Annotated in this window: 19 protein-coding genes, 2 tRNA genes and 3 rRNA genes; 16 read left to right on the top strand and 8 right to left on the bottom strand. The window is 66.5% G+C overall.

Features of this window, described 5'->3' with window-relative positions; all coding sequences use genetic code 11:
• Positions 1-40: 40 nt before the first annotated feature.
• Positions 41-325 (bottom strand): DUF5789 family protein, encoded by a 285-nt coding sequence (locus QOL69_RS09155; protein WP_283402932.1) that lies wholly within the window; start codon positions 323-325, stop codon positions 41-43.
• 147 nt (positions 326-472) lie between these two features.
• Between QOL69_RS09155 and QOL69_RS09160 the strand changes: the two genes are divergently transcribed.
• The 3 genes from QOL69_RS09160 (at position 473) to hemB (ending at position 2638) form a co-directional block, all read left to right on the top strand.
• Complete coding sequence (locus QOL69_RS09160) at positions 473-1351, top strand: PHP domain-containing protein (protein WP_283402933.1); 879 nt, start codon at positions 473-475, stop codon at positions 1349-1351.
• A gap of 25 nt (positions 1352-1376) precedes the next feature.
• A complete protein-coding gene (locus tag QOL69_RS09165; protein ID WP_006114727.1) occupies positions 1377-1541 on the top strand; it encodes a DUF6757 family protein in 165 nt (54 codons plus the stop codon).
• Between the two features lie 116 nt (positions 1542-1657).
• Positions 1658-2638, top strand: coding sequence for a porphobilinogen synthase (gene hemB / locus QOL69_RS09170; RefSeq protein WP_283402934.1), 981 nt, complete (start codon positions 1658-1660; stop codon positions 2636-2638).
• A gap of 428 nt (positions 2639-3066) precedes the next feature.
• Here hemB and QOL69_RS09175 read toward each other — a convergent pair whose 3' ends face one another.
• Positions 3067-3309, bottom strand: a complete 243-nt coding sequence (locus QOL69_RS09175) for a ferredoxin (RefSeq protein WP_048077546.1) — start codon at positions 3307-3309, stop codon at positions 3067-3069.
• A 211-nt stretch (positions 3310-3520) separates the two neighbouring features.
• On the opposite strand from QOL69_RS09175, the gene QOL69_RS09180 reads away from it, so the two are divergent.
• From QOL69_RS09180 to QOL69_RS09190, 3 genes are all read left to right on the top strand, one after another.
• Positions 3521-4300 (top strand): helix-turn-helix transcriptional regulator, encoded by a 780-nt coding sequence (locus QOL69_RS09180; RefSeq protein WP_283402935.1) that lies wholly within the window; start codon positions 3521-3523, stop codon positions 4298-4300.
• Between the two features lie 26 nt (positions 4301-4326).
• Positions 4327-4581 carry a DUF7967 family protein gene (locus QOL69_RS09185; RefSeq protein WP_283402936.1) on the top strand — a complete coding sequence of 85 codons (255 nt, stop codon included), beginning with the start codon at positions 4327-4329 and terminating at the stop codon, positions 4579-4581.
• Between the two features lie 94 nt (positions 4582-4675).
• Positions 4676-7354 carry a valine--tRNA ligase gene (locus QOL69_RS09190; protein ID WP_283402937.1) on the top strand — a complete coding sequence of 893 codons (2679 nt, stop codon included), beginning with the start codon at positions 4676-4678 and terminating at the stop codon, positions 7352-7354.
• Between the two features lie 24 nt (positions 7355-7378).
• On the opposite strand, the gene QOL69_RS09195 is transcribed toward QOL69_RS09190, so the two are convergent.
• Positions 7379-8434 carry a quinone-dependent dihydroorotate dehydrogenase gene (locus QOL69_RS09195; protein ID WP_283402938.1) on the bottom strand — a complete coding sequence of 352 codons (1056 nt, stop codon included), beginning with the start codon at positions 8432-8434 and terminating at the stop codon, positions 7379-7381.
• Positions 8435-8570: 136 nt separating this feature from the next.
• On the bottom strand, positions 8571-8732 hold the full coding sequence (locus tag QOL69_RS09200; RefSeq protein WP_283402939.1) for a hypothetical protein: 162 nt from the start codon (positions 8730-8732) through the stop codon (positions 8571-8573).
• A gap of 251 nt (positions 8733-8983) precedes the next feature.
• On the opposite strand from QOL69_RS09200, the gene QOL69_RS09205 reads away from it, so the two are divergent.
• From QOL69_RS09205 to QOL69_RS09240, 8 genes are all read left to right on the top strand, one after another.
• Positions 8984-9313: a non-histone chromosomal MC1 family protein gene (locus QOL69_RS09205; RefSeq protein ID WP_048077542.1), complete on the top strand. Its 330-nt coding sequence runs from the start codon at positions 8984-8986 to the stop codon at positions 9311-9313.
• Between the two features lie 509 nt (positions 9314-9822).
• Positions 9823-11292: ribosomal RNA gene (locus QOL69_RS09210) — 16S ribosomal RNA — on the top strand.
• A 167-nt stretch (positions 11293-11459) separates the two neighbouring features.
• Positions 11460-11531, top strand: a tRNA-Ala gene (locus QOL69_RS09215).
• Positions 11532-11807: 276 nt separating this feature from the next.
• Positions 11808-14726: ribosomal RNA gene (locus QOL69_RS09220) — 23S ribosomal RNA — on the top strand.
• 147 nt (positions 14727-14873) lie between these two features.
• A 5S ribosomal RNA gene (gene rrf / locus QOL69_RS09225) occupies positions 14874-14995 on the top strand.
• The 16S, 23S and 5S rRNA genes sit together here with 2 tRNA genes alongside, the layout of an rRNA operon.
• 146 nt (positions 14996-15141) lie before the next feature.
• A tRNA-Cys gene (locus QOL69_RS09230) sits at positions 15142-15217 on the top strand.
• Between the two features lie 106 nt (positions 15218-15323).
• Positions 15324-16166, top strand: coding sequence for a DUF8231 family protein (locus QOL69_RS09235; protein ID WP_283404230.1), 843 nt, complete (start codon positions 15324-15326; stop codon positions 16164-16166).
• Between the two features lie 252 nt (positions 16167-16418).
• Positions 16419-17795, top strand: a complete 1377-nt coding sequence (locus QOL69_RS09240) for an HD domain-containing protein (protein ID WP_283402940.1) — start codon at positions 16419-16421, stop codon at positions 17793-17795.
• A 52-nt stretch (positions 17796-17847) separates the two neighbouring features.
• Here QOL69_RS09240 and QOL69_RS09245 read toward each other — a convergent pair whose 3' ends face one another.
• Entirely contained in the window at positions 17848-18024 is a 177-nt protein-coding gene (locus tag QOL69_RS09245; RefSeq protein WP_195155774.1) for a hypothetical protein, read from the bottom strand.
• Between the two features lie 153 nt (positions 18025-18177).
• On the opposite strand from QOL69_RS09245, the gene QOL69_RS09250 reads away from it, so the two are divergent.
• The gene (locus QOL69_RS09250; protein ID WP_048077540.1) at positions 18178-18792 is read left to right on the top strand and encodes a VOC family protein; all 615 of its coding nucleotides are present in this window, start codon (positions 18178-18180) and stop codon (positions 18790-18792) included.
• A gap of 1 nt (position 18793) precedes the next feature.
• On the top strand, positions 18794-19504 hold the full coding sequence (locus tag QOL69_RS09255) for an alpha/beta hydrolase (protein WP_283402941.1): 711 nt from the start codon (positions 18794-18796) through the stop codon (positions 19502-19504).
• Between the two features lie 28 nt (positions 19505-19532).
• Here the strand turns inward: QOL69_RS09255 and QOL69_RS09260 are convergent, their stop codons facing one another.
• Genes QOL69_RS09260 through QOL69_RS09270 form a run of 3 tightly spaced genes read right to left on the bottom strand, consistent with a single transcriptional unit; the run spans position 19533 to position 25398 of the window.
• Positions 19533-21608: a SpoVR family protein gene (locus QOL69_RS09260; RefSeq protein WP_283402942.1), complete on the bottom strand. Its 2076-nt coding sequence runs from the start codon at positions 21606-21608 to the stop codon at positions 19533-19535.
• Positions 21605-22993: a DUF444 family protein gene (locus tag QOL69_RS09265; protein ID WP_283402943.1), complete on the bottom strand. Its 1389-nt coding sequence runs from the start codon at positions 22991-22993 to the stop codon at positions 21605-21607. Before QOL69_RS09265 ends, QOL69_RS09260 begins: the two co-directional genes overlap by 4 nt.
• Entirely contained in the window at positions 22984-25398 is a 2415-nt protein-coding gene (locus QOL69_RS09270; RefSeq protein WP_283402944.1) for a kinase anchor protein, read from the bottom strand. The genes QOL69_RS09265 and QOL69_RS09270 overlap by 10 nt, the downstream gene beginning before the upstream one ends.
• Between the last annotated feature and the right edge of the window lies 1 nt (position 25399).

Below are 25399 nucleotides of genomic sequence, written 5' to 3' on the forward strand. Positions count from 1 at the left end.
CCTCGAAAGAACAAGTACGGACTCCGTGCGGTTCGGCGCGTCAGAACGAGACCGGCGAGGGCCCGTCCTCCGCGTCGGTGGTCGGGTCGCGGTCCGAGTAGAACCGGCGGCCGACACCGCGGTGACAGACGCCGGCCCGGAGCGTGGTGAACACGTCCTCGGCGTCCTCGAACGTCTGATCCCCGAACCGCTCCAAGACATCGCCGAGCCGCTCGGACCCGTTCGCGAGCTCTACGGTCGCGTTTCCGTGAGCCGCGATGAGCTCCTCAGAGGTGGTCGGGTACTGGTGCCGTTCGAGTCGGTCGTCGACGCCGTTCAAGCGCATCAACAGTTCAAAATCGCCGATGGTTCTTAATGATTGTCCATGTACGACCTTAGTCGGAGGGGATACCTTATACCGCCTTATATCCGACCGCTGCCGCGTCGTCGGTGGACCGCCGCCGCTTAGTGTCGGGCCCCGCTATCCGCGCTCATGCCCGCCGATTCCGCCGATTCCGCCGACTCTGCCGACCCGGTCGTCGCCGACCTCCACGCGCACACGACCGTTTCGGACGGGACGCTCACCCTAGACCAGGTGCCGGCGGCCGCCAGCAACGCCGGCGTCGACTGGGTCGCAGTCACCGACCACGACCGGATCCACCCGGGTCTCGACGCGCCGGTCGTCGAGCGCGACGGCGTCCGGATCGTGCGCGGAATCGAACTCCGCGTCGACGCCGGCTTCGAGCGGCTCGACCTCCTCGGGTACGGCGTGGAACACACCGACGCCCTCGACGCGGAGATCGACCGCCTCCAGCGCGACCGCCGGGAGCGCGGCGCGGCGATCCTCGACGCGGTCGAGGAGCGGCTCGGCGTCGACCTCGGTGTCGAACCCCGGGCCGGACTGGGACGACCGCACATCGCCCGGGCCGTCGACGAGTCCGACGCGCCCTACGACTACGCCGCGGCGTTCGACGAACTGATCGGCGACGACGGGCCCTGTTACGTCGCGCGCGAGGTGACCCCGCTCGACGAGGGACTCGACCTCCTCGCGGACGCGTGCGCGCTCGTCGGGCTGGCGCACCCGTTCCGGTACGAGCGCGTCGACGAGGCGCTCTCGGTCGCCCGCGAGCGGGACGCGGTCGACGCCGTCGAGCGGTTCTACCCGTACGGCCGCGCGGTCGACGACGCGCGGATCGACCGCGTCGCCGCCGAGGCCGACCTGCTCAAGACCGGCGGTACCGACGCGCACGAACGGACGCTCGGCGTCGCGGGGCTGACGGGATCGGCGTTCGCCCCGGTCCGGAAGCGCCTCCCCGAGCCGGTCCCGATCGAGGAGGGCTCCGCCGGAGCGACGACCGACGAACAGGATTAAGCCCGCGCCGAACGGAGTGGTGCGTATGCGGTGTCACTACTGCGACCGGGAGGCCACGTACGAGGCCGAGCAGCGCGGCGTGGTCGTCGGGCTCTGCGAGTCGCACTTCAAACAGCGCGTCGAGGAGCTCGCGGAGTCGGACGAGCTGGCGGAGCTCCGAGACCGAATCGACATCGAGTCCTCCGAGTAGTCGCACTGTTTCGCCCTCCTCCGCGTCGGACCTCCGGCCCCACCGGTGGCACTCGGCCACCGAACGCCCCGCTTCGAGACGAACGCTAAAAGACCGCGCGGGGCCAACGCCCCCACATGGACCTCACGGACCGGCCACGCCGACTCCGGACCGACGGCGTTCGCCCGCTGGTCGCCGAGACCGACCTCTCGGCGTCCGACCTGGTCGCACCCGTCTTCGTCGACGCGACGACCGACGAGCGCGTGCCGATCGAGACGATGCCGGGCCACGAGCGCGTCCCGGTCGAACAGGCGGTCGACCGCGTCGAGGAGATCACCGAGACCGGCGTCGAGACCGTGATCCTCTTCGGCGTCCCCGAGTCGAAAGACCCCGAGGGGAGCCGGGCGTACGCCGACGACGGCGTCGTCCAGCGGGCAATCCGGCGGATCGACGCGGAGACGGACGCGACGGTGATCGGCGACGTCTGCCTCTGTGAGTACACCGATCACGGCCACTGCGGCGTGATCGAGGAGTCCGCCGAGACGGACCCGACGCTCACCGTCAAAAACGACGAGACGCTCGACCTCCTCGCGAAGACCGCCGTCTCGCAGGCCGACGCGGGCGCGGACGTGGTCGCCCCCTCCGCGATGACCGACGGGCAGGTGGGCGCGATCCGCGAGGCGCTCGACGACGCGGGCCACGAGGGCGTCGCGGTCCTGAGCTACGCCGCGAAGTACGAGTCCGCCTTCTACGGCCCGTTCCGTGACGCCGCCGACGGCGCGCCCGCGTTCGGCGACCGCCGCCACTACCAGATGGACCCCGCGAACCGCCGCGAGGCGCTCCGGGAGGCGCGCCTCGACGCCGAGCAGGGTGCCGACGTGTTGATGGTGAAACCCGGGCTACCGTACCTCGACATCGTCGGCGACCTCCGCCGGGAGTTCGACCGGCCGATCGCGGCGTACAACGTCTCCGGCGAGTACGCGATGCTCCACGCCGCCGCCGAGAAGGGGTGGCTCGACTTGGAGGCGACCGCGCTGGAGTCGCTCACGGCGCTCAAGCGCGCGGGCGCGGACCTAATAATCACGTACTTCGCCGAGGACGTGGCCGACCACTTATAATCGGATTATAATCAGATTTTGGAGGCTATTGCTCCCTCTCTGACCGTTCTACGCTGGCGCGCGCCTGCGAGGCCGCCTTGCGGCCGAGCAGCGTCGCGCGAGGGAGTCGGTCGCCGGAGCAACGCGGAGGCGACCGACGAGGCTGGGGAGGCGCGAGGTGCGGTGCGGGGCGGGACTCGAAGGGGCAGCCGCGAGGGCGAAGGCGCGCGACGTAAGCACCGCAGGAGCGAACGCAGTGAGCGACGAGGAGCGTGGTTCGAGAGAGCGAAGCTCTCTCGTCATCACGAAAGGCGCTTCGCGCCTTTCGAACGACAGCGAGCGCACCGAGTCCTCGCGGCTGGGGCTTCGGTGGTCTCCGCATCGAAAGTGGCTCGACCGTACCGCACAACGGGAATCCCGAAGCGTTCCGCTCACCCGTCTCCGATCGATTATACCACCTGCTCGCCGTCGTCGTCGTACACTTCGATCGCGTCGACGGGGCAGCTTCGGGCCGCGAACTTCGCGTCCAGTTCTTCGCCGTCTGGGACTTCGACGACGAACAGATCCGGCTCAGCCTCGGTACTGTCGGCGAGGTCCGCCTTCCCGTCGTTCAGGTTCTTCTCGAAGGCGTCCCACTCGGCGACGCACTGGAACATTCCGACGCAGGTGTCGCGGTCGAACTCGACGCGCATACTGTGGGTACGAACAGCGAGTACAAAGCCGTGGCGGGGTTCCCGCGCCCCGGTCGGAACCCCCGTTCCGTGACGGTTCCCGTACGCCGGGAGATCTCCCGGACGATGAGGGTATGTCACCTCCCGACCGTAGTGAAATCGCCCGCTGACGCCGACGCCCTCCGCCGTTCTCCGCCGGGCCGTTTTTAATCCGGACGCGCGTTTCCCCCGCATGGAACCGGACGGACACGCGCTCCGATCGGCGCTCTACAAGCGCGCGGACGTGTTTCGGAGCCTCGCCGACGCGCCCGCGAGCAAGCCGGAACTCGTCGATCGGCTGTCGAGTTCGCGGTCGACGGTCGACCGCGCAATCGCCGATCTGGAAGACGTCGACTGCGTCGAGTCGTGCGGCGGGACGTACTCTCTCACCGCGACGGGTCGGTTCGCACTCGCCGAACACGACCGCTACGCGGCCGCAACGCGGACGGTCGAGCGGGCGGCCCCGCTGTTGAACGAGCTCCCGGACGACGCGTCGCTTCCGTCGGCGTTCCTCACCGGGGCGACCGTGACCGTCGCGGACCCGCACGCGCCGTCCGAGGCGGCGACGGCGAGCAGCGAACTCCTCGAACGGGCGACGGCGATGCGGGGGCTGGCTCCGACCGTGCTCAAGTCGGACGTGTTCATCCTGAACCGGGCGCTCGATCGCGAAGGACTCAACGTGGAGGTGATCGCCGAGCCGGAGGTGGTCGAGGCGCTCTCCGCGCTCTCTGACACGCCGGTCGCGTCGCTCGTCTCCCGCAACTCCTTCTCTCTGTACCGCAGCGCGGGTCCGCTCCCGTACGCGCTGTGGCTGATCGAGACCCCGGAGGGGGACCACGCGGGGATCACGTTCCGACAGACCGGAGACGCCACCGGGATGGTGGTGAACGACTCGCCGGCCGCGGTCGAATGGGCGGACGCGGAGCTGACGTCGCGCCGCGAGGCGGCCACTCCCATCGATCGCCCGGTTTAATTCGCTCGCGGTCGATACCACCGACGATGACCACCGTCTGGCTCGTCGACCGGCAGTTCGACTCGAAGGGGCTCGTCCGGCTCACCTACGCCACCGAGGACGGCGAACGGATGCACACGAAGGAGTTGGCCGAACAGCGGCTCGTCACCGGCGACGGGATCACCGCCGGTCGCGAGGTCGAGGAGACCGCGCTCGGCGAGAGCCCGGCCGACGAGGTCGAACGGTTCGCGACGGAGGCGTCGAAGATGGCCGCTGAACACGACCTCGACGACCGGGTCTGAACGCCTAAATCCGCCCGAATCCCCCACTCGGCCGCGCTACCGTCTCCGCGTAACCGAGTCCGTTAAGGGGGAACCGGCGGAACGTGTGGCTGAAATGCCCAGTGGAGAGTACGACCCCGACGCCGTCGAGCCGCGGTGGCAGCGGCGATGGGTCGACGAGGAGACGTACGCCTACCCCGACGAGGATCCGGTCGATCCGAACACGGTCTTCTCCATCGACACCCCGCCGCCGACGGTATCGGGCAGCCTCCACATGGGCCACCTGTACGGGTTCACCCTCCAGGACTTCGTCGCCCGCTTCGAGCGGATGAACGGCGGCGCGACCTTCTTCCCGTTCGGCTACGATGACAACGGGATCGCCTCCGAGCGCCTGACGGAGGACGAGCTCGACATCCGCCATCAGGAGTTCGAGCGCCGCGAGTTCCAGGCGAAGTGCCGCGAGGTGTGCGCCGACTACGAGGAGCAGTTCACCGAGAACGTCCAGTCGCTCGGCGTCTCCGTCGACTGGGACCACACCTACCAGACGATCGAGCCGCGCGTCCAGCGCGTCTCCCAGCTGTCGTTCGTCGACCTGTACGATCAGGGCCGCGAGTACCGCGAGAAGGCTCCGGCGATCTGGTGTCCCGAGTGCGAGACCGCCATCTCGCAGGTCGAGACCGAGGACGACGAACAGGCCAGCCACTTCAACGACATCGCCTTCGACGTCGCCGGAAGCGACGAGAACGGCGACCTCCCCGACGAGTTCGTCATCTCGACGACGCGCCCCGAACTCCTCCCGGCCTGCGTCGCCGTCTTCGTCCACCCGGACGACGACGAGAACCAGGACCTCGTCGGCGAGTCCGCCGAGGTCCCGCTGTTCGGCCACGAGGTGCCGATCATCGCCGACGAGCGCGTCGACACCGAGACCGGCTCCGGCATCGTGATGTGCTGTACGTTCGGCGACCAGAACGACATCGAGTGGTACCAGGTCCACGACCTCGACCTCCGGGTCGCCATCGACGAGTCCGGCCACATGACGGAGGTCGCCGAGGAGTACGAGGGCCTCCACTCCTCGGAGGCCGGCGAGGCCATCGTCGAGGACCTCGACGAGGCGGGCGCGCTGTTGGACCGCCGCGACATCACCCACACGGTCAACGTCCACGAGCGCTGCGGGACGAGCGTCGAGTTCCTCGTCACCGAGCAGTGGTACGTCGAGATGCTCGACAAGACGGACGAGTACCTCGACGTCGGCCGGGAGATGGAGTGGTCGCCCGAGAAGATGTTCACCCGGTACGAACACTGGGTCGAGGGGCTCCAGTGGGACTGGCTCATCTCCCGCCAGCGCTCCTCCGGCATCCCGTTCCCGGTGTGGTACTGCGAGGACTGCGGCGAGGAGATCATCGCCGAGAAGGTGGACCTCCCCGTCGACCCGCTCTCCGACGACCCGCCCGTCGACGCCTGCCCCGAGTGCGGGCACGACGGGTTCGAGCCCGAGGACGACGTGCTCGACACGTGGGCCACCTCCAGCCTGACGCCGCTCATCAACGCCGGCTGGGACTGGGACGAGGAGGCCGGGGAGTTCACGATGGAGCGCCCGGAGCTGTATCGGTTCGACCTCCGGCCGCAGGGTCACGACATCATCAGTTTCTGGCTGTTCCACACGCTCGTCAAGTGCTACGAGCACACCGGCGAGGTGCCGTTCGAGGAGACGATGATCAACGGGCACGTCTTGGACGAGAACCGCGAGAAGATGTCCAAGTCCGTCGGCAACGTCGTCGAACCCGAGACGGTCTTGGAGGAGTTCCCGGTCGACGCCACGCGCTACTGGGCGGCCGGGACCGCGGTCGGCGACGACTTCCCGTTCAAGGAGAAGGACCTCCGCGCGGGCGAGAAGCTGATCCGGAAGCTGTGGAACGCCTCGAAGCTCGTCGAGTCGCTCGCGCCGGAGCCGCTCCCGGCCGAGCCGGACGACGGCCTGCGCGAACTCGACCGCTGGCTGCTGGCCGAGCTCGACGCCGAGGTCGAGCGGCTCACCGACCTGCTCGAAGAGCGCGCGTTCTCGAAGGCCCGGGACGAACTCCGGAGCTTCTTCTGGAACACGTTCTGTGACGACTACCTCGAGATCGCGAAACAGCGCGACGACGACGCGGCGGCGTACACGCTCCGGACCGCACACCGCCGGTTCCTGAAGCTGTTCGCGCCGCTGCTCGCGCACGTCACGGAAGAACTGTGGCACGACATGTACGCCGACGCCGTGCCGGACGCCGCCGATGTCGACGGGATCCGCCTCGCGGACGGCGCGAGCGAGTCGGTCCACCTCGCCGACTGGCCCGAGCCGCTTAGTGTCGAGGCCGACCGCGACGCCGGAACCGCGGCGACCGCAGTCGTCGGCGCGCTCCGGAAGTACAAAAGCGAGAACCAGCTCCCGCTCACCGCCCCGCTCGACGCCGTCGAGGTGTACGCCGACGTCCGCGGGTTCGAGGACGACATCACTGGCGTCATGCACGTCGACGACCTCGCGGTCCACCCCGACGGCGACGCACCCGTCGAGACGGTTATCACCGGTATCGACCTCGATTACGCCACTGTCGGTCCGAAGTACGGCGACCAGGTCGGCGACATCGAGGCCGCGCTGGCGCAGGGTGACTACGAGATCGACGGCGACGAACTCCGCGTCGCGGGCGTCACGCTGGTCGACGACGAGTTCGCGGTCGAAGAAGAGCGACAGTATCAGGGCGAGGGCGAACTGCTTCAGGCGGACGACGTCGTCGTCATCGTCCGAAACGAGGCGTAGATTTCCGCCGCCGACCCGTTTCTCTCACAGGTCCGTACCGACCGCGTCCTCGACCGACTCGAACCCGTCACGGTCGAGCAGCTCCAGAAGGCCCTCGTTGATGTCGCGCGCGAGTCCCGGCCCCTCGTAGACGAGTCCGGTGTACAGTTGGACCATCGAAGCGCCCGCTCGTATCTTCTCGTACGCGCCCGCGGCGTCGGAGACGCCGCCGACCCCGATCACCGGAACGTCGGTCCGCTCCGCGACGAACCGCACCCGATCCGTCGCCAGCGACTCGATCGGCTTCCCCGAGAGCCCGCCCCGCTCGGCCCGGTTGTGGCTCCGGAGCGAGTCCGGGCGCGACGTCGTCGTGTTGGTCGCGATGACGCCGTCGAGGTCGAGGTCGTCGACGACCGCGAGCGCGTCCGCGACGGCCGGGTCAGGGAGATCGGGTGAGAGCTTCACGAGGAGCGGGTCGGCACCGGCGTCGTCGAGCGTTCCGAGGATGCGCTCTAAGGCGGCCCGGTTCTGGAGTTCACGGAGCCCCGGCGTGTTGGGGCTGGAGACGTTGACGACGAAGTAGTCGCCCGCGTCCGCGACGCGCTCGTACGTGTACAGGTAGTCGTCGGGGGCGTCGGCGAGGGGCGTCGACTTGGACTTCCCGATGTTGATCCCGACCGGCACGTCCGGGAGGGGGTCGCGGTCGAGACGCTCTCCGACCCTGTCCGCGCCCTCGTTGTTGAACCCCATCCGGTTGACGAGCGCTTCGTCCTCCGGGAGTCGAAACAGTCGCGGGCGTGGGTTCCCCGGCTGCCGTTCGGCGGTGACCCCACCGATCTCGACGTGTCCGAACCCGAGCGAGGCCAACGCCCGCGGCACCTCCGCGTTCTTGTCGAACCCGGCGGCGACGCCCACCGGATTCGAGAACGTCGACCCGAACGCGTCGACCGCGAGTCGCTCGTCGTCGACCGTGTACCGCTCGGCGAGCGCCGACCCGACCGGCGTCCCCTGAACGCCGCCGAGCAGTCGATGAATCAGTCCGTGTGCGGTCTCCGGTGGAAGCCGGAACAGTGCCGGTTTCAACAGGTCGTACGCGCCCATCGTCTGAGTCTCGTCACGAGCGACAATCAATCCGCCGACCGCAACCGACGCCGCCGCTGGGACGGATCTTCGAGACGTAGTACCGCGCTCGGCGTCAGAAGTCGTGTTCGAGCTGGTCCGGATTCGCGTCCGCCTTCTAGATGATTATCTTGCCGTCTCGGACTCGGACGAACACCTCGTCACCGATATCCATGCCGGCGACGGCGAGCTCGTCCTCGTGGAGGTTCACGTGGACGTTGTGGTACTCCCCCTCGTCGTCTTTCGCGCCACTGGGGCTGAGCTTCTTTTTACGGACCATCGCGGGTGTGCTTGTCGCACTTCGCAATAGCAGACACATAAGTGTTGTTTACCCGATTTTCCCTCGCTCGCGTCTCCGCGCGCCGTAGCGTTCGAGGGAACTCGGACGGGATCCGAACGCCGTCGCGCCCGTCTCCGTCCGGAAACCGTAACCAGTGCCCGGTATAATATATAAATGTTGTGCCGCACAGCTTTCATTTTCCCGATATATTTATTACACACTGTGTGCTGGTGTCTCATGGAGGCAAAACCATGGTACGTGAAGACGGTAAGCGAAACTTTGCCCTTCGAGAGGAAGACGGATCGGAACCGAGCGAGTTCTCGGGAAACATGCCGCGTCAGGCGGCACTCAAGGCCGCTCGAACGCTGGACCCGGCACCCTCTGAGGATGAGGCGGAGCGAACGACGCTTCGCCTCCGCGAGAAGGGGACCCGAAAGGTCCACGAGTACGAGGGATGGGCCTGGAAGGACAGCGCCCCGGAGGTCGACGAGGCGGAGGAGGACTTCTGGCTCAACGACCTCGACGACATCACCAAGGCCAACGTCTCGAAGCAAGGCATCGAGTACCTCGACGAGGAGTAGTCCTCTCCGGGCGCGTTGATTCCGATCTCTCCTTTTAGCCGTGGGTCGGAAGGACCCGGATCGACGCGGAGACGCTATCTCGGACCGTGGCCCCCGCGTCGATCCGAGCCGGTCAGTCGTCTCTCCCGTCTCGGCATGAAACCGCATGACGTGGCGCAGATGGTTCGACGGGGTTAAGTACAACCCCGGCATTTGAAGAAATGCGAAGAACGCATCGCGGACTCGGGCCGTTCAACTCGGCCCGGTTTCGCTTGGACCTGATGTGGTTCGATGGGTTTATGACCCGTCGGACGATACGTTCAGGTCCGCGAGAGATGAGGATCGCGCCCCCTGCGCTCCGGCGTAAGCGGCGATCTGATGTGAGCCGTGGTCGTTCGGTGCCATCCAAGCCGCTGGCTGGAACCGGACACCACACAGACCAATGCAATGGTGTGTCAACTCTCGTCTCCAACGAGATTGACACCCGCCAACACCCCCTTCGAGCCGGGAATCAGGCTCGAAGGATACTCATTCCGGTTGATCCTGCCGGAGGCCATTGCTATTGGGATCCGATTTAGCCATGCTAGTCGTACGAGTTCATACTCGTGGCGAATAGCTCAGTAACACGTGGCCAAACTACCCTTCGGAGTACAATACCCTCGGGAAACTGAGGCTAATAGTACATACCATACCACCACTGGAATGAGTGGTATGCCAAACGCTCCGGCGCCGAAGGATGTGGCTGCGGCCGATTAGGTAGACGGTGGGGTAACGGCCCACCGTGCCAATAATCGGTATGGGTCATGAGAGTGAGAACCCAGAGACGGAATCTGAGACAAGATTCCGGGCCCTACGGGGCGCAGCAGGCGCGAAACCTTTACACTGCACGACAGTGCGATAGGGGGATCCCAAGTGCACAGGCATAGCGCCTGTGCTTTTCGGTACCCTAAGGCGGTACCAGAATAAGGGCTGGGCAAGACCGGTGCCAGCCGCCGCGGTAATACCGGCAGCCCAAGTGATGGCCGATCTTATTGGGCCTAAAGCGTCCGTAGCTGGCCACGCAAGTCCATCGGGAAATCCACCTGCCCAACAGGTGGACGCCCGGTAGAAACTGCGTGGCTTGGGACCGGAAGGCGCGACGGGTACGTCCGGGGTAGGAGTGAAATCCCGTAATCCTGGACGGACCGCCGATGGCGAAAGCACGTCGCGAGAACGGATCCGACAGTGAGGGACGAAAGCCAGGGTCTCGAACCGGATTAGATACCCGGGTAGTCCTGGCCGTAAACAATGCCTGCTAGGTGTGGCTCCCACTACGAGTGGGTGCTGTGCCGTAGGGAAGCCGCTAAGCAGGCCGCCTGGGAAGTACGTCCGCAAGGATGAAACTTAAAGGAATTGGCGGGGGAGCACTACAACCGGAGGAGCCTGCGGTTTAATTGGACTCAACGCCGGACATCTCACCAGCATCGACTGTAGTAATGACGATCAGGTTGATGACCTTATCCGAGCTTCAGAGAGGAGGTGCATGGCCGCCGTCAGCTCGTACCGTGAGGCGTCCTGTTAAGTCAGGCAACGAGCGAGACCCGCATCCTTACTTGCCAGCAGTACCGCGAGGTAGCTGGGGACAGTAGGGAGACCGCCGTGGCTAACACGGAGGAAGGAACGGGCAACGGTAGGTCAGTATGCCCCGAATGTGCTGGGCAACACGCGGGCTACAATGGTCGAGACAAAGGGTTCCAACTCCGAAAGGAGACGGTAATCTCAGAAACTCGATCGTAGTTCGGATTGTGGGCTGCAACTCGCCCACATGAAGCTGGATTCGGTAGTAATCGCGTGTCACAAGCGCGCGGTGAATACGTCCCTGCTCCTTGCACACACCGCCCGTCAAAGCACCCGAGTGAGGTCCGGATGAGGCGTACCACGTACGTCGAATCTGGGCTTCGCAAGGGGGCTTAAGTCGTAACAAGGTAGCCGTAGGGGAATCTGCGGCTGGATCACCTCCACCGACCTGAGACCTCCCACACGGGAGGCTCACCTTACGACCGTTCACCAGAACGGTCACTACTCATTCGCACTAGTCTGTGTACGTCCGTCCACCCACCGGCTTGGACACCCTAGAACGACCACGGCCCACACAACACGCGAGACAGACCTTCCCCACAGGGAAGGTGGGCTCATAGCTCAGCGGTAGAGTGCCTCCCTTGCAAGGAGGATGCCCTGGGTTCGAATCCCAGTGAGTCCATGTCCGTTCAGTCCAAATCCGTCCCCTTAAGTGGGAGACGCGATTCGGACTGAACACGACGACCGATGCACCATCCCGGGAAACCGCGGATGGGAAGGGTTCGACGAACGCCCCGCACACACCCGGGGCGATTCAATGACAACCGTGTATACGTGCGATCCAGACGTCCACTGAACTCATCCGAGTTCGTGGAACGTCAGTGAACCATATACAGTCGGAATACTCTGACGAGTATTTCTGACACCGTCAGCACTCTCTTCTGAGAGTTGGCTGGCACACTACTGGCTACTGTGCCAGCTGGTGAATGGCTCGGCTCGAGAGCCGACGACGGACGTGCCAAGCTGCGAAAAGCTCGTGGGACCCGCATGGAGGGAAAGAACACGAGATCTCCCAATCGGAATCCGTTCAACAATTGCCACGCGCAATAGGGAACGCCCTGAATTGAAACATCTCAGTAAGGGCAGGAAAAGAACGCAAACGCGATGTCGTCAGTAACCGCGAGTAAACGCGACACAGCCCAAACCGAAGGTCTTCGGACCAATGTGGTGTTCGGGTTGACAACCAAATCTCGACAACTCATCTGAAGTCTCCTGGAACGGAGCGTGAAACAGGGTGACAACCCCGTAAGATGAGTCAGTACAGATGGCGTCAAATCCAGAGTAGCAGGGGTCGGATATCCTCTGTGAACACCTCAGGCATCCCCTGAGAAGGCTAAACACTCCTCGAGACCGATAGCGAACAAGTAGCGTGAGCGAACGCTGAAAAGCACCCCGAAAAGGGCGGTGCAATAGGGCCTGAAATCAGCTGGCGATCGAGCGACAGGGCGTACAAGGCGTCTCTCAAAACGACCGAGAAGCGATTCTCTAGTAGGAAGAGAGACGAGCCGGCGTCGTGTCGTGCGTTTTGAAAAACGACCCAGGGAGTGCACTTGATTGGCGAGTCTAACCCGTGAACCGGGGAAGGCGCAGGGAAACCGATACGGCCGCAGCACATTCGTGCGAGGGCCACCGTGTTCAAGCGCGGGGAGTCAATCGGGTGCGACCCGAAACCAGGCGATCTACGCGCGAGCAAGGTGAAGCGTGGCGAAAGCCACGTGGAGGCCTGTTAGAGTTGGTGTTCTACAATACCCTCTCGTGACTCGTGTGTAGGGGTGAAAGGCCCATCGAGCCTGGCAACAGCTGGTTCCAACCGAAACATGTCGAAGCATGACCTCATCCGAGGTAGCCCGCGGGGTAGAGCTACCGATTGGATGACCCGCCTCCGAGAGGAGTCGGCCATCCTGTCGAACTCCAAACCCGCAGGCGCTGTAGACGAAGGGAGTCCGGTGCGCGGGGTAAGCCTGTGTACCGTGAGGGGAACAACCCAGAGCCGGGTTAAGGTCCCAAAGTGTAGATTAAGTGCGATTCGAAGGTGGTCTCAAGCCCTAAACAGCCGGGAGGTGAGCTTAGAAGCAGCTACCCGCTAAGAAAAGCGTAACAGCTTACCGGCCGAGGTTTGAGGCGCCCAAAATGATCGGGGCTCAAATCTACCACCGAGACCTGGCCGTGCCTGTCACAAGGCAACCGTGTAGGTTGGCGTACTGGTCGGACGGAAGCCCGGGCGAGAGCTCGTGTGGACCGTCCAGTAACGACAATCCTGGTCACAGTAGCAGCGATAGTCGGGTGAGACCCTCGACGGCCTGAAGAGCAAGGGTTCCTCGGCACTGCCGTTCAGCCGAGGGTTAGCCGGTCCTAAGGTGTACCACAACTTGACTACACCGACGGGAAGCTGGTTAATATTCCAGCGCCGCTATGCAGTAAACGCCGACGCCGTGTGGAACGCTGAGCCGGGCACTCGCCCGGTCGAATCGTGGAAACTCGTGGACACCGTCACGGTACGAAGCGAGCGAAACGCGAAACAGCGAAAGTCAGCCGTACATAGGGCCCGTGAAAAGGCAAGCATAGTGTCCGTACCGAGATCCGACACAGGTGCTCTGCCAGCGCAAGGCAAGGCCTGTCGGGAGAACCGACGTTAGGGAATTCGGCAAGTTAGTCCCGTACCTTCGGAAGAAGGGATGCCTGCCTCCGACGAGGCAGGTCGCAGTGACTCGGGCGCTCCGACTGTCTAGTAACAACACAGGTGACCGCAAATCCGTAAGGACTCGTACGGTCACTGAATCCTGCCCAGTGCGGGTATCTGAACACCTCGTACAAGAGGACGAAGGACCCGTCAACGGCGGGGGTAACTATGACCCTCTTAAGGTAGCGTAGTACCTTGCCGCTTCAGTAGCGGCTTGCATGAATGGATAAACGAGAGCGCCACTGTCCCAACGTTGGACCCGGTGAACTGTACGTTCCAGTGCGGAGTCTGGAGACCCCCAAGGGGAAGCGAAGACCCTATAGAGCTTTACTGCAGGCTGTCGCTGAGACGTGGTCGCCGATGTGCAGCATAGGTAGGAGTCGTTACAGAGGTACGCGCGCTAGCGCGCCACCCAGACAGCATTGAAATACTACCCGTCGGTGACTGCGACTCTCACTCCGGGAGGAGTACACCGGTAGCCGGGCAGTTTGACTGGGGCGGTACGCGCTCGAAAAGATATCGAGCGCGCCCGAAGATCATCTCAGCCGGGTCGGGAATCCGGCGAAGAGCGCAAGAGCACAAGATGGTCTGACAGTGTTCTTCCCAACGAGGAACGCTGACGCGAAAGCGTGGTCTAGCGAACCTACGAGGTTCCGGAATGGGACCCGTAGATGACAGAAAAGCTACCTTAGGGATAACAGAGTCGTCACTCGCAAGAGCACATATCGACCGAGTGGCTTGCTACCTCGATGTCGGTTCCCTCCATCCTGCCCGTGCAGAAGCGGGCAAGGGTGAGGTTGTTCGCCTATTAAAGGAGGTCGTGAGCTGGGTTTAGACCGTCGTGAGACAGGTCGGCTGCTATCTATTGGGGGTGTGAGGTACCTGACGTGAACGAACGTATAGTACGAGAGGAACTACGTTTGGTCGCCACTGGTGTATCGGTTGTCCGGAAGGGCAGCTGCCGAGTAGCCACGCGACACGGGGTAAGAGCTGAACGCATCTAAGCTCGAAACCCACATGGAAAAGAGGTACCACAGAGGTCACTCGTAGAAGACGAGTTCGATAGACTCGGGGTGTACGCACCGAGGCAACGAGGTGTTAAGCCCACGAGAACTAACAGACCGAGCCACATTCATTGGCGCTGACGCGCCACGACTCGCATGAGTTCAGGCGGTACCTGGATCGCACGATATACACGGTTGATACCGAACCACGACCGACACAGGCGTCTCTTAACGTCTCGACGGACAGAGAGAGTCTCGGTTCGAATCCGAGAGTCGGCATGAAGGCGGCCAAAGCGGTGGGGAGACACCCGTACCCATTCCGAACACGGAAGTTAAGCCCACCAGCGTATCGTGAAGTACTGGAGTGAGCGATCCTCTGGAAACCACGAGTCGCCGCCTCCCTATTCATACGAGAGCATTCTGCTCTCATCTACCAGCCCGCGGGCACACTGCCCGTGGGCTGTTTTCATGTGTTGCGAGCCCGCGCGCTCGCGGTCTCGCACGCGACCGCTAAGCTTAAACGCTCGACAGCGGTACGTCCGACTGGTGCCAAGGTGGCAGAGTTCGGTCAGACGCAGCGGCCTGCAGAGCCGCCCAACGCCGGTTCAAATCCGGCCCTTGGCTTTTTCTTATCGTTCGAGGCGGGACGCCGGATCCTGCTCGCGAACTGACCCGCTTAGTAACCGTTAAACACCGGGTGACCCATGCGTGAACTATGCAACGACGCGCTGTGGCCGTGTTCGTCGCGCTCTTCCTCGCCGTTGCGGGCGTGGCGGGCGCGCTGACCGCGACGGCCGATAGTCCGGAAATAGCGTTTGAGAGCCCGGAGGTAGACGCCGCTAACGGTGACACCGTCCAGATCGGTGGCGAGTCGTACACCGTGGGTATTTCCGAGAGCGAGGAGGGCGGTGGTGGCCACGGCGGTGCGGCGACGACGGTGGTCACGGGCACGCTCGAACGCGAATTCACGGCGGAGACGTCGGAGACGTGGACGAACGGCTCGACGGTGTCGATCGACGACCGCGAGTGGCGGGTCGAGATAACCGGGGAGAGCCCCTCCGAGTTCACGCTCGTCGAGGTGCTCGACCGGCAGGCGATCCTCGAAGCCGACGATTCGGCCGACAACCAGACGGTCACCTCCGACGCCGGTGAGGAGTTCGTCTTGGTGACCGACGAGTCCGGTGAGACCACGTCGGTCCCGGCCGACGAGTACTTCCCCGAGCCCGAGGAGCGGTCGTACGCGTCTGGAGACACGCTCCAGTACAACGGGAACACGGTCACCGTCGACGACGTGACGGCCGATGGGGCCGTCGTCGTGTGGGAGACCACCCAGACGGAGACGATCGAGATCGAACAGCACTCGACGGTGACCGTCGGTGACACGGAGTACGTCGCTCACTTCCCCGACGCGTCGACGCTTCAGATGACGACGGATATCGAGGCGTACGAGTCACAGGCGTCCGAGATCAAACAGTTCAACCAGTACAACAGCGGTCTATCGCGCGTGCTCATCCTCTCGATTCTGTCGTCGATCATGCTCGCCGGGATGGCGTTCATCCCCTCGCGGTACTGATCGCCGACCCGGTGCGCTCGGATTTCCGCCGGCGGTCGCAACTCTCCGGGACGGTACCCGGACGCAATGCCTCGGTATTGGCGGGAACGGCGGCCGCACTGCGTCCGTTACGCCGGTCCCGTCACTACCGCGGTCATCGGGTCTTGTGGCGTCGACGGTACCGTCTCGGATGTCGCGCTCGGCCGTTCGTTCGTCGACCGGACGCCCGGCGCTTCGCTGCCCGCCTCGCGTGGTGATCGCGTTCGTTCACACATGACTACACAGATCAAAGATCCCGTTCACGGGTACATCGAACTCGCCGACCCGCTCGTCGATCGCGTGATCGACACGTCGGCGTTCCAGCGGCTTCGGCACGTCAAACAGCTCTCGGCGACGCATCTCGTCTATCCGGCCGCCAATCACACGCGGTTCGAACACAGCCTCGGGGTCTATCACCTCGGCCGTCGCGTCTTCGAGAACCTCCGCGAGGAGCCGTACTTCACCCGGGAGACCTCGCCGGAGACGGTAGACGAGATACAGTCGACGTTGGAGTGTGCGTGTCTGCTTCACGATGTCGGCCATCCGCCCTTCTCGCACGTCTGCGAGCGCTTCTTTGACCCGGCGGAGCTGCGGGACCGGCTCGCCGAAGAGGGGTTCGTCGCGTCGCTTCGGGAGGCCGGACTCGGCGACGCCCCGGTTCGGGAGGCGAGCCCGCACGAACTCGTGAGCTGTCTGTTGATACTCGATCGCTTCGCGGACGCGCTGCGGTCGCTGTCGGTCGATCCCGAGGAGGTGTGTGCGTACGTCTTGGGGTACAGCCTGGTGTACGAACGCGGGGGACCGTGGCAGCACGGGCTGGGCGCACAACTGCTCCACTCTCCGGTCGATGTCGATCGGCTCGATTACATTTCCCGGGACAACTGGATGACCGGCGCGAACGTGTTGAACTTCGACACCGACCGCATGGTCGACGCTTACACCGCACACCCCGACGAGGGGCTGGCGCTCTCCGAGAAGGCGCTCTCGACGCTCGGCAACTACCTCGAAGGCCGGATCGCGCTGTACATGTGGGTGACCCAACACCACAAGTCGGTGTACGCGAACGCGCTCCTCCGCGACCTCACGGAACGGGCGGCCGCGCTGACGGGCGACCCGCCGGTGACGATAGACGGGGTGATCGAAGACGAGATCGACGACAACACCGTCGCCGAGCGGCTGCGCCGACTCGCGCGCGACCGGCCCGAGACCACGTTCGCGACGCTGTACGACCGGTATCGCGCCCGGCGGTTCCCGACGACCTGCTGGAAACACCGGATCGCCTACGCGGACCGGGTCGATGTCGACCGCGAGGCGTTCGGCGAGTGGCTCGTCTCCGGCGACGACCGCCTCGAACGTGCGCTCGCCGACGAGCTGGGCGTCCCGGCTCACGACGTGTGGATCGAACGCTCGTACGTTCCCGAGTACGAGCCCTCGGAGCTGGCCGACATCCCGATAGCCTACGGCGGGACGACGCGCTCGGCCGGCGACTGGGGACTGTACGGCGAGCGCACGTTCGATAGCCCGATCCCGTTCGTCTACGTGCCGGACGGGGACCGCAAGCGCGCGACGCGGTGGCTCGTCGATCGGTTCCGGGCGGAGTACGGGGGCTGACCCGCATCCCTCGGTCCGTGACGGTCCCGGTCTGACCGTTCCGCTCTGACGCCTATTCGCCGTCGCTGCCCCCGACGGAGGGACCGACAGGGAGCGACACCGATCGGCCGCAGCGGCCGACGGCGACGCCGAGCGCGAACGCGACGACACCGGTGAGCGCGATCCACAGCGTGTCCGGGTGTTCCGTGCCGGAGTGTAACAACAGGCCGGCGATCGATATGAGTTCCATACTTTCGGTCGACTCCTGTCCCGCTAAACCCCGTCGGTACGGAGGCCGCCAACCCTTGACCGCTGCCCGACTCGGGGACCGATAACACCGGTGTTAGCCGGTCACGGTCCCGTCCCTCTCGTTTTTATACGGCTCGGCCGCCTTCGGATCGGTATGAGCGACGAGAATCCGGCTCCGGTCACGTCGGAGCGTCCGGACGCACCGTTCCACACCAGCGGCACCGACCACATCACGGTCTGGGGGAGCAACGAGGAGGACACCCTCGCCTTCTACCGCGACCTGCTCGGGATGCCGCTCGTGTTGCGGCAGCCGAACCTCGACGACCCCTCGCAGACGCACCTCTTCTTCGACACCGGCGACGACCGGATCCTCACCGTGTTCGTGAGCGACGAGCGCGCGTCCGCCCGTGGGCAGCGTGTCAACACCGGCGCGGTCCACCACCTGTGTTTCAGCGTCGAACCCGACGAGTACGAGGAGATCATGGCGTCCCTCGAAGAGGCGGGCAAGGGGTACAACGTGTTCGACCGCGGCATCTTCCACTCCATTTACACGCAGGACAACAACGGCCTCGTCATCGAGCTGTCGGCGGACAAATACGAGATTCCCGACGGGCGCAAAGGCGAGGTGCTCGCGACCGCCCAGCGCCTCCGCGAGGAGGACGGGGCCGACTTCGCGCAGGACCGACACATGGAGGGGGCCCTCGAAGAGCTGGGTATCCCGGTGAACAAACACGACCTGCCCGACGCCGACGCCGGCGTCGGGGTCTGAGATGGCCGGCCGCTCTCCCGGGCACGGCGGCGACGACCCGCACGGCGACGAGCCGCTGGTCACCGCCGGGACGCCCCTCGATGACGCCGACGCCGCGCTCGTGCTCGTCCACGGTCGCGGCGCGACCGCCCGTAGCGTCGTCGATCTGGGTGAACAGCTGGCCGACGACCGCGACCTCGCGATTCTCGCGCCCGCGGCCGCCGGGAACACCTGGTACCCGAACTCCTTCCTCTCGCCGGTCGCGGACAACGAACCGGGCCGCACCTCGGGGCTGCGCGCGGTCGGCGCGGCGGCCGACCGCGCGGTCGACGCCGGGATCGACCGCGACCGCGTCCTCGTCGGCGGCTTCTCGCAGGGAGCGTGTCTCGCGAGCGAGTTCGTCGCCCGGAACCCGACCCGGTACGGCGGACTCGCCGTCTTCAGCGGCGGTCTGATCGGGGAGTCGATCGACATCGATGACTACCTCGCGGACGGGGCGGCGGACGGGGAGGTGTCGACCGACGCCGACGGGGGCCCTCTCGACGGGACGCCCGTATTTGTCGGCTGTAGCGACACCGACCCGCACATTCCCGAAGAGCGGGTTCACGAGACGACCGCGGTGTTGGAGGCGCTCGGCGGCGACGTGGACGAGCGGATCTACCCGGGGATGGGCCACGGGATCAACGACGACGAGGTCGAAGCCGTGTCGGCGATGGTCGCGGACCTCGCGTGACGGTCGGTACCGGCCGCTCCCGGTCGGATCACGCCAGCCAGTCGTCGGGCTTCGTGTCGTAGTCGACCTCGTCGGCCGCGATCCGCGCTTCGAGGTCGTCGTCGAGGTCGTGTTCGGTCACCTCGCCGCCGTCGTACTGGAAGCGCACGCCGACTTCGGTGCCCTCGGGCTCTTCTCCGCGCCGCTTCGCGCGCCGGACGGCACCGTCGCCGTACTCGGTGCGGATCGTGGCGAGGTTGACCGGGCGACCCCACAGCTCGAACGCGCGTTTCAGCGTCGCCTTCGCCTGTTCCTCGTCGAGCGCGACACCGTTGTACCGGTGGCCGAGGAGCAACTCGCCCCGGTTCCGGAAGTTGCCGTCCATCACGACGACCGTCGGCTTCCCGAAGTTCGTGAACCGCAGGAGCAGCTTCTTTCGGATGTCGTCGGCGTCGACGCTGGCGACGCGGTACTCGCCCGCAGCCCGGCTGTACTCGTAAGTGAAGTAGTTCCCCTCCCGCACGAACTCGTCGGTGAGGAACGCGTCGATGAACGTCACGTCGTTGTGGCTCTCGCGGACGTCGAACATGCGCCTCCAGCCGGCCGCGCGGTCGACGTCGTCGATCGCGGCCTCGACCGTCTCGTAGCGGTCGACGTCGAACAGGTACCGCGCCCGCTCGGCCAGCGCCTCCCGGGAGACGTTCCGGAGCGCGCCGCGGTGTTCGGGCCGGGAGAGGACGTAGTGTCGCTCGGCGAGCCCCTCGCGCGTGAGCAGCTTCCACGGGTACCGCTCGACGTCCGGGGCGTCTCCGTCGCTCGGGTCCGGATCGGCGTTCGGATCGCCGCTCCGGGCCGACAGCGCCCGGTCGACCGCCTCGGCGTCGACCCGCGGATTGCCCTCCGCGGCGAGGTCGGCCAGCTCGTCGAGCGTCGCCGTCCCCGCACCGGCAATGGCCGGGTGCGGTTCGAGCAGTTCCGCGACGCGGTCGACGTCGATCCGCGAGTGGAAGTTCTCGGGCGTGACGCCCTCGACGCGGAGCAGCCTGTCGATCACGTCCCGGCGCGCCGCGCGGCGCTCGACGTGGGTCCACAGCTCGAAGCCGAGCTTGTAGGGATTGAGTCCGGGCGAGCCGAGCACCCGCGACATGTGGTCGGCGTACGTGAGGAACTCGTTGGGACCGGCGAACCCCTCGCCGCCCATCATCACCGACTCCCAGTACGTCGCCCACCCCTCGTTCATCACCTTCGTCTGCTTCTGTCCCGCGAAGTAGTACGCCTCCTCGCGGATCGCGTCGATGACGGTCGTCTCCCACGGTTCCCGGTCGACCGCCTTGCCGCTCTCGGGGTCGTACCGCTTCCCGTGGTCGCGCAGGAACGCGAGCACGTCGGGCCGGGGGTCCTCCGGTTCGACGCCCTCGCCCCGCGCTTCGAGCCACTCGTCGTCGAACACGTCGCGGCGCACCTCCTCGGAGAGGTCGAGGCCGTCGATCCGGTCTTCGATCGCCGCGAGCGGGTCGTCGTCTCCGTCGTTCACGTCCGCGGCGACGCCCGGCTCCTCGACCGACCGGGCGGCGTCGACCGGGCTGTGCTGGTCGATCGTGTCCTCTAACGCGGTCACGGCGTCGATCAGGCGCTCCACCTCGTCGCGGTCGACGTCCGCCCGCTCCGCGATCGACGCGATCCGGTCGGCGTTGCGCTCCAGTCGCGCCGCGGCGTTCGGGCCGCCCTCGCCGCGGTCCGCGTACAGCCCGAACCACTCGTTGTTCGCGAAGAAGTCCGCGTGCGCCTCGACGTGGGTGATGACGGCCTTCTGGTCGGCGGCCGCGTTCGACTCCTGGAGGAACGCGTGGGCCGGGTCGTCGTTGTTGACGATCTCGAACGCCTTCCCGAGCCCGTGGCGGTCCTTCTTTCGCTGTCGCTCGTAGTTCATCCCCCACCGCCAGTGCGGGTACCGACGCTGGAAGCCCCCGTAGGCGATCAGTTCGTTCATCTGGTCGTGGTCGACCACCCAGTACCGCACCGGGTACGGTTCCAGCCCCAGCCGCTCCGCCAGCTTCCGGGCCTCGCGGGCCGGCTCGTCGAGGGCGTCGGCCTCGCGTTTCGCCTCGATCCGGTCGTCCCTCATCGGCGGTCACCCCCGTCCGCGCGGCGTCCGGCGGTCGCCCCGGTCGCGTCGCCGGCGTCGCTCGCGCCGGACTCCGTGCTGAGGATCTCGTAGATGGCGTCGGTGACGTCGTCGGGTTCCGAGACGCGCGCGACGGCCACGCCGTCGCCGTCGTCGAACGCGGCCTCGACCTCGTCGGCGTGACGGGCGTTCGCCGCGCCGTCGCCGGGCCGCGTCTCGACGTACGCTTGGAGGTTGGCGTCGATCGACTCCATCAACGGGATCACCGACTCGGTCGTGTCGCTGCCGGCGTTCTCCGAGTCGCCGGCGGCGAACACGTACCGGTTCCACTCGCTGTACGGGTACTCCGCTACGATCTCCTCGACCAGTTCGTACGCGCTGGAGATCCGGGTCCCGCCGCCGGATTGGACCCCAAAGAACTCCTCGCGGTCCACCTCCCACGCCTCGGCGTCGTGGACGACGTACCGGAACTCGGCGGCGTCGTACTTCCCGGTCAGGTACCAGTCCATCGGGGTGAACACCCGCTCGACCAGCTCTCGTTTCGTCTCGCGCATCGAGCCGGAGGCATCGCGGACGTTGATCACGACGACGTTGCGCTCGCGCTCCTCTATCACCTCCGGGTGCCGGAACCGCTCGTCCTCGTGCCGGAACGGGACGCTGTCGAGTCCCTCTTCGCGGATCCGGCGCGTGACGGAGTCCCGCTCGACCCCGTCGTCGAGGTCATCGAAGCTCTCCCAGCGGTCGAGCGCCGCGATCGGCTCGCACCGCTCGGCTTCGAGCGTCGCGGCCGTGTCCGCGACCCACGCCCGGGAGACGGGGACGCCGTCGCCGCGCGCCCACGCGAACACGTCGTCCACGTCGGCCCCGTCGACGAACAGCCCCTCCCGGACGTACGCCTCGTCGAAGTCCGTCGCGAGGTGGCGCTTCAGCCCGCGCTTGAAGAACTCGTCGACGTCGAGGGTGCCGCGCGGACCCGAGCGGGCGGTGTCGGTGAAGTCGCCCTCCACCTCCTCGACCACGCGCTTCCCCTTCGGTTCGAGGTCGAGCCCGAGCGCCTCGTCCAGCTCCTCGGCGAACTCCTCGGGGTCCATCTCGTAGTACTCGTGATCGCCGCCCTCTTCGCCGGGGTCGCCCTCTTCGTCGCCGTCGCCCGGGTCGGGGTCGACCGGCTGGCCGGGCTGGGGCTGGCCGTCGCCGCCCTGCCCGACCCCGCCCGCGGAGCGCTGGTCGTACTCGAAGGCGGGGAGATCGACCAGCTTGACCGGGATCCGGATCCGGTCGGCGTCGGAGCCGCCGAGGTCGCCGCGGCTGATGAACTCGGCGAGGTCCTCGCGGCGCGTCTCGCCGACCTCCCGGAACCGCTCGCGGTCCTCGGTCAGTCCCACGGGCTCTCACCCCCGGTGCCGGCGTCGTCCGCCCGCTCGCCGTCGCTCGCCGCGCCATCGACGTCGGCCCACTCCTCGCGGACGTCCTCCATCACGGCGCGGCTCGTCAGCTCCGCGGACGCGCGGCTGTAGCCCCGCTCGCACAGCCGGTCGATCGTCTCCGCTTTCACCCGCGCCGTCTCGGTGTCGTCGGGCGGATCCGGCCACGCCGCCGGGTCGAGGTCGGGGAACCGGCGCTTCACGTCGGCGAGGTCGTTGGCCTCGATCACCGACTCCAGCTCCGGCACCTCCCCGAGGTCCACCTCGTCGACGCCGAACGCGTCGTCTCGGTTGCGCCACGCGTACCGCGTGAGCCCGCGGATGACACGCTCGCGCCGGAAGCGCTCGACGGCTCGGCCCGGCTCGGTCCCGCGGTAGTCGCCCTCGCCGAACCGCCCGAGCGTCTCCGTCTCGAACACCTTCATCGCGAGCGGGTCCGGGGGCTCGTCGTCGCGGCCGCGTGCGGTCGGGTCCGCGTCGTCCCACGCGTACACGTGCTCGACGTACTCGGCCACCGTCTCGGCGGGGACGGTCTCTTCCGCGAGGACCGCGTCGATCACGTCCTCGCGCTGTCGCTCGCGGATCTGCGCCGCGACCGGCGCGCGCCGCCCCTCGAACTCCGCGGCCTCCGCCCGCGAGAAGACGGGGGCGTCGGCGAGCCCGTCGGCGAGCGCCGCGAGCACGTCCGTCGGGGTGACCACGCGCTCGACGGGGAGGTCGGGGTGGCTCCGGTCGGCGGTCGTCGCGAGCAGGTCGGCGATCGCGTCGCGGGCGTAGGTGACGGGGATCCCGTTGCGGCCGTCCCCCTCTGCGAGGTCGATGTCCGCGACGGTGACCGCGTCGTCGCCGCGCCGGACCTCCCCGGTCTCGTAGAGCGTCGCGGTCTCGATCAGGTCGAGGTCGCCCGGCAGGTCGTCGGCGTCGAGCCGCGTGACGACCGCGTACAGCGCCGCCGCCCCGATCGCGTGGGGCGCGATCTCCCGTTCGACGACCGTCCCGTCGGACTCCCGGACCTCGATCGACAGCGGGGCCGCGCCCGGGTCGTCGCCGTCGGCGTCCGCGGCGTCCGCGCCGTGGACCTCCGCGCCGCGGTCGTCGACCCCGCCACCGGTCTCCCCGGCGACCGGCGTCGAGCCGGCGACCTCGCGGCGGAGCAGCCGCGCCTCCAGCCGGCGGTTCGTGAGGTACCGGAACTCGTGTTTCGAGAGCCGCCGCTTCAGCGCCTTCAGCGGGTCGGCGTCGCCGCGCTCGGCGTGTCGGTCGAGCTCCGCGTCGAGGTCGGGATTCGAGATGACGATCAGCTGGGTGTCGAGATCCATCCCGATCCCCTTGTCCAGCTTCACCCGGCGCTCGTCCGGGACGTTGAGCAGCCGCCGGAGGAGGTCCGCGTGTTGGCTCGCGTCCTCGACGACGGTGGCGACGCCGTTCCCCTGCGAGAGCACGCCGTCGTAGCTGAACGCCTGCGGGTTCTTTCGGCCGCGCGAGTCGAGTTCGCGCAGCATGCCGCCCATCCACGAGCCGACGAGCCGCTCTTTCGCCGTCCCGTCGTCCTCGGCGTGGAGGACGCCGATCCCGCGTCCCACGTCGACGACGTAGCTCGTCACGCGCAGGTGGTCGCGGTCGGTGATCGCCGAGAAGAGGTCGCGGCGCTCCCGTTCCCGGTAGACCGACTCCAAGTGGTCGTACGCCTCGCGGCTGAACGGATCGAGCGCCACGTCGGCGGCGATCGGGTACGCGTCGCCGTCGACGGCGTCGGCGATCGACTCCCGGACCGCCTCGGGGAACACAGACAGCGGATGCGTCTGGACCGGGCTGCGGTACCACTCGCCCGCGTCGCCGCCGTCGCCGTACGACAGCGACGCCGCGCCCGCGCCGCCCGCGCCGCCGCCGCTCCCCGCGCCCGCGACGTTCCACTCGACGGTGTACCGCCGCCCGGCGTCGGTCTTCGAGAAGGCGCGGAGCCCGTTGACCAGACACCGCTTGAACTCCGATTTGCCCGTCGCGGTGGGGCCGTCGATCCAGACTATCGTCTCGTCGTTCCCCCGCCCGGCGGCGGCCGCGCGGAGGTCGTCGACGAACGCGTTGAGCGCGCGGGTGTTGCCCAACACCGCGTGTTCGCCGTCGTTCGCCGGGTCGTCGAAGAAGCGGTAGCGGTCGAGCGTCTCGCCGCGCTCGCGGACCTCCCGCGTGCCGTACGCTTCGACGGCCGCGAGGAGATACCCCGCGCCGGAGGCGGCCGCGGTCGGGCGTTCCAACACGCGGTCGACGTACGATTCGAGGCTCATCGGCGGGTCGTACGCGCCGCGGAGGGTCTCGTCGGCCGCGGCGACGAACGCCTCCCCGTCGGATCGGGTGCGGTCGCTCATC

The organism is Halorubrum sp. DM2, assembly GCF_901686465.1.
In the GTDB taxonomy this organism is placed as follows: domain Archaea; phylum Halobacteriota; class Halobacteria; order Halobacteriales; family Haloferacaceae; genus Halorubrum.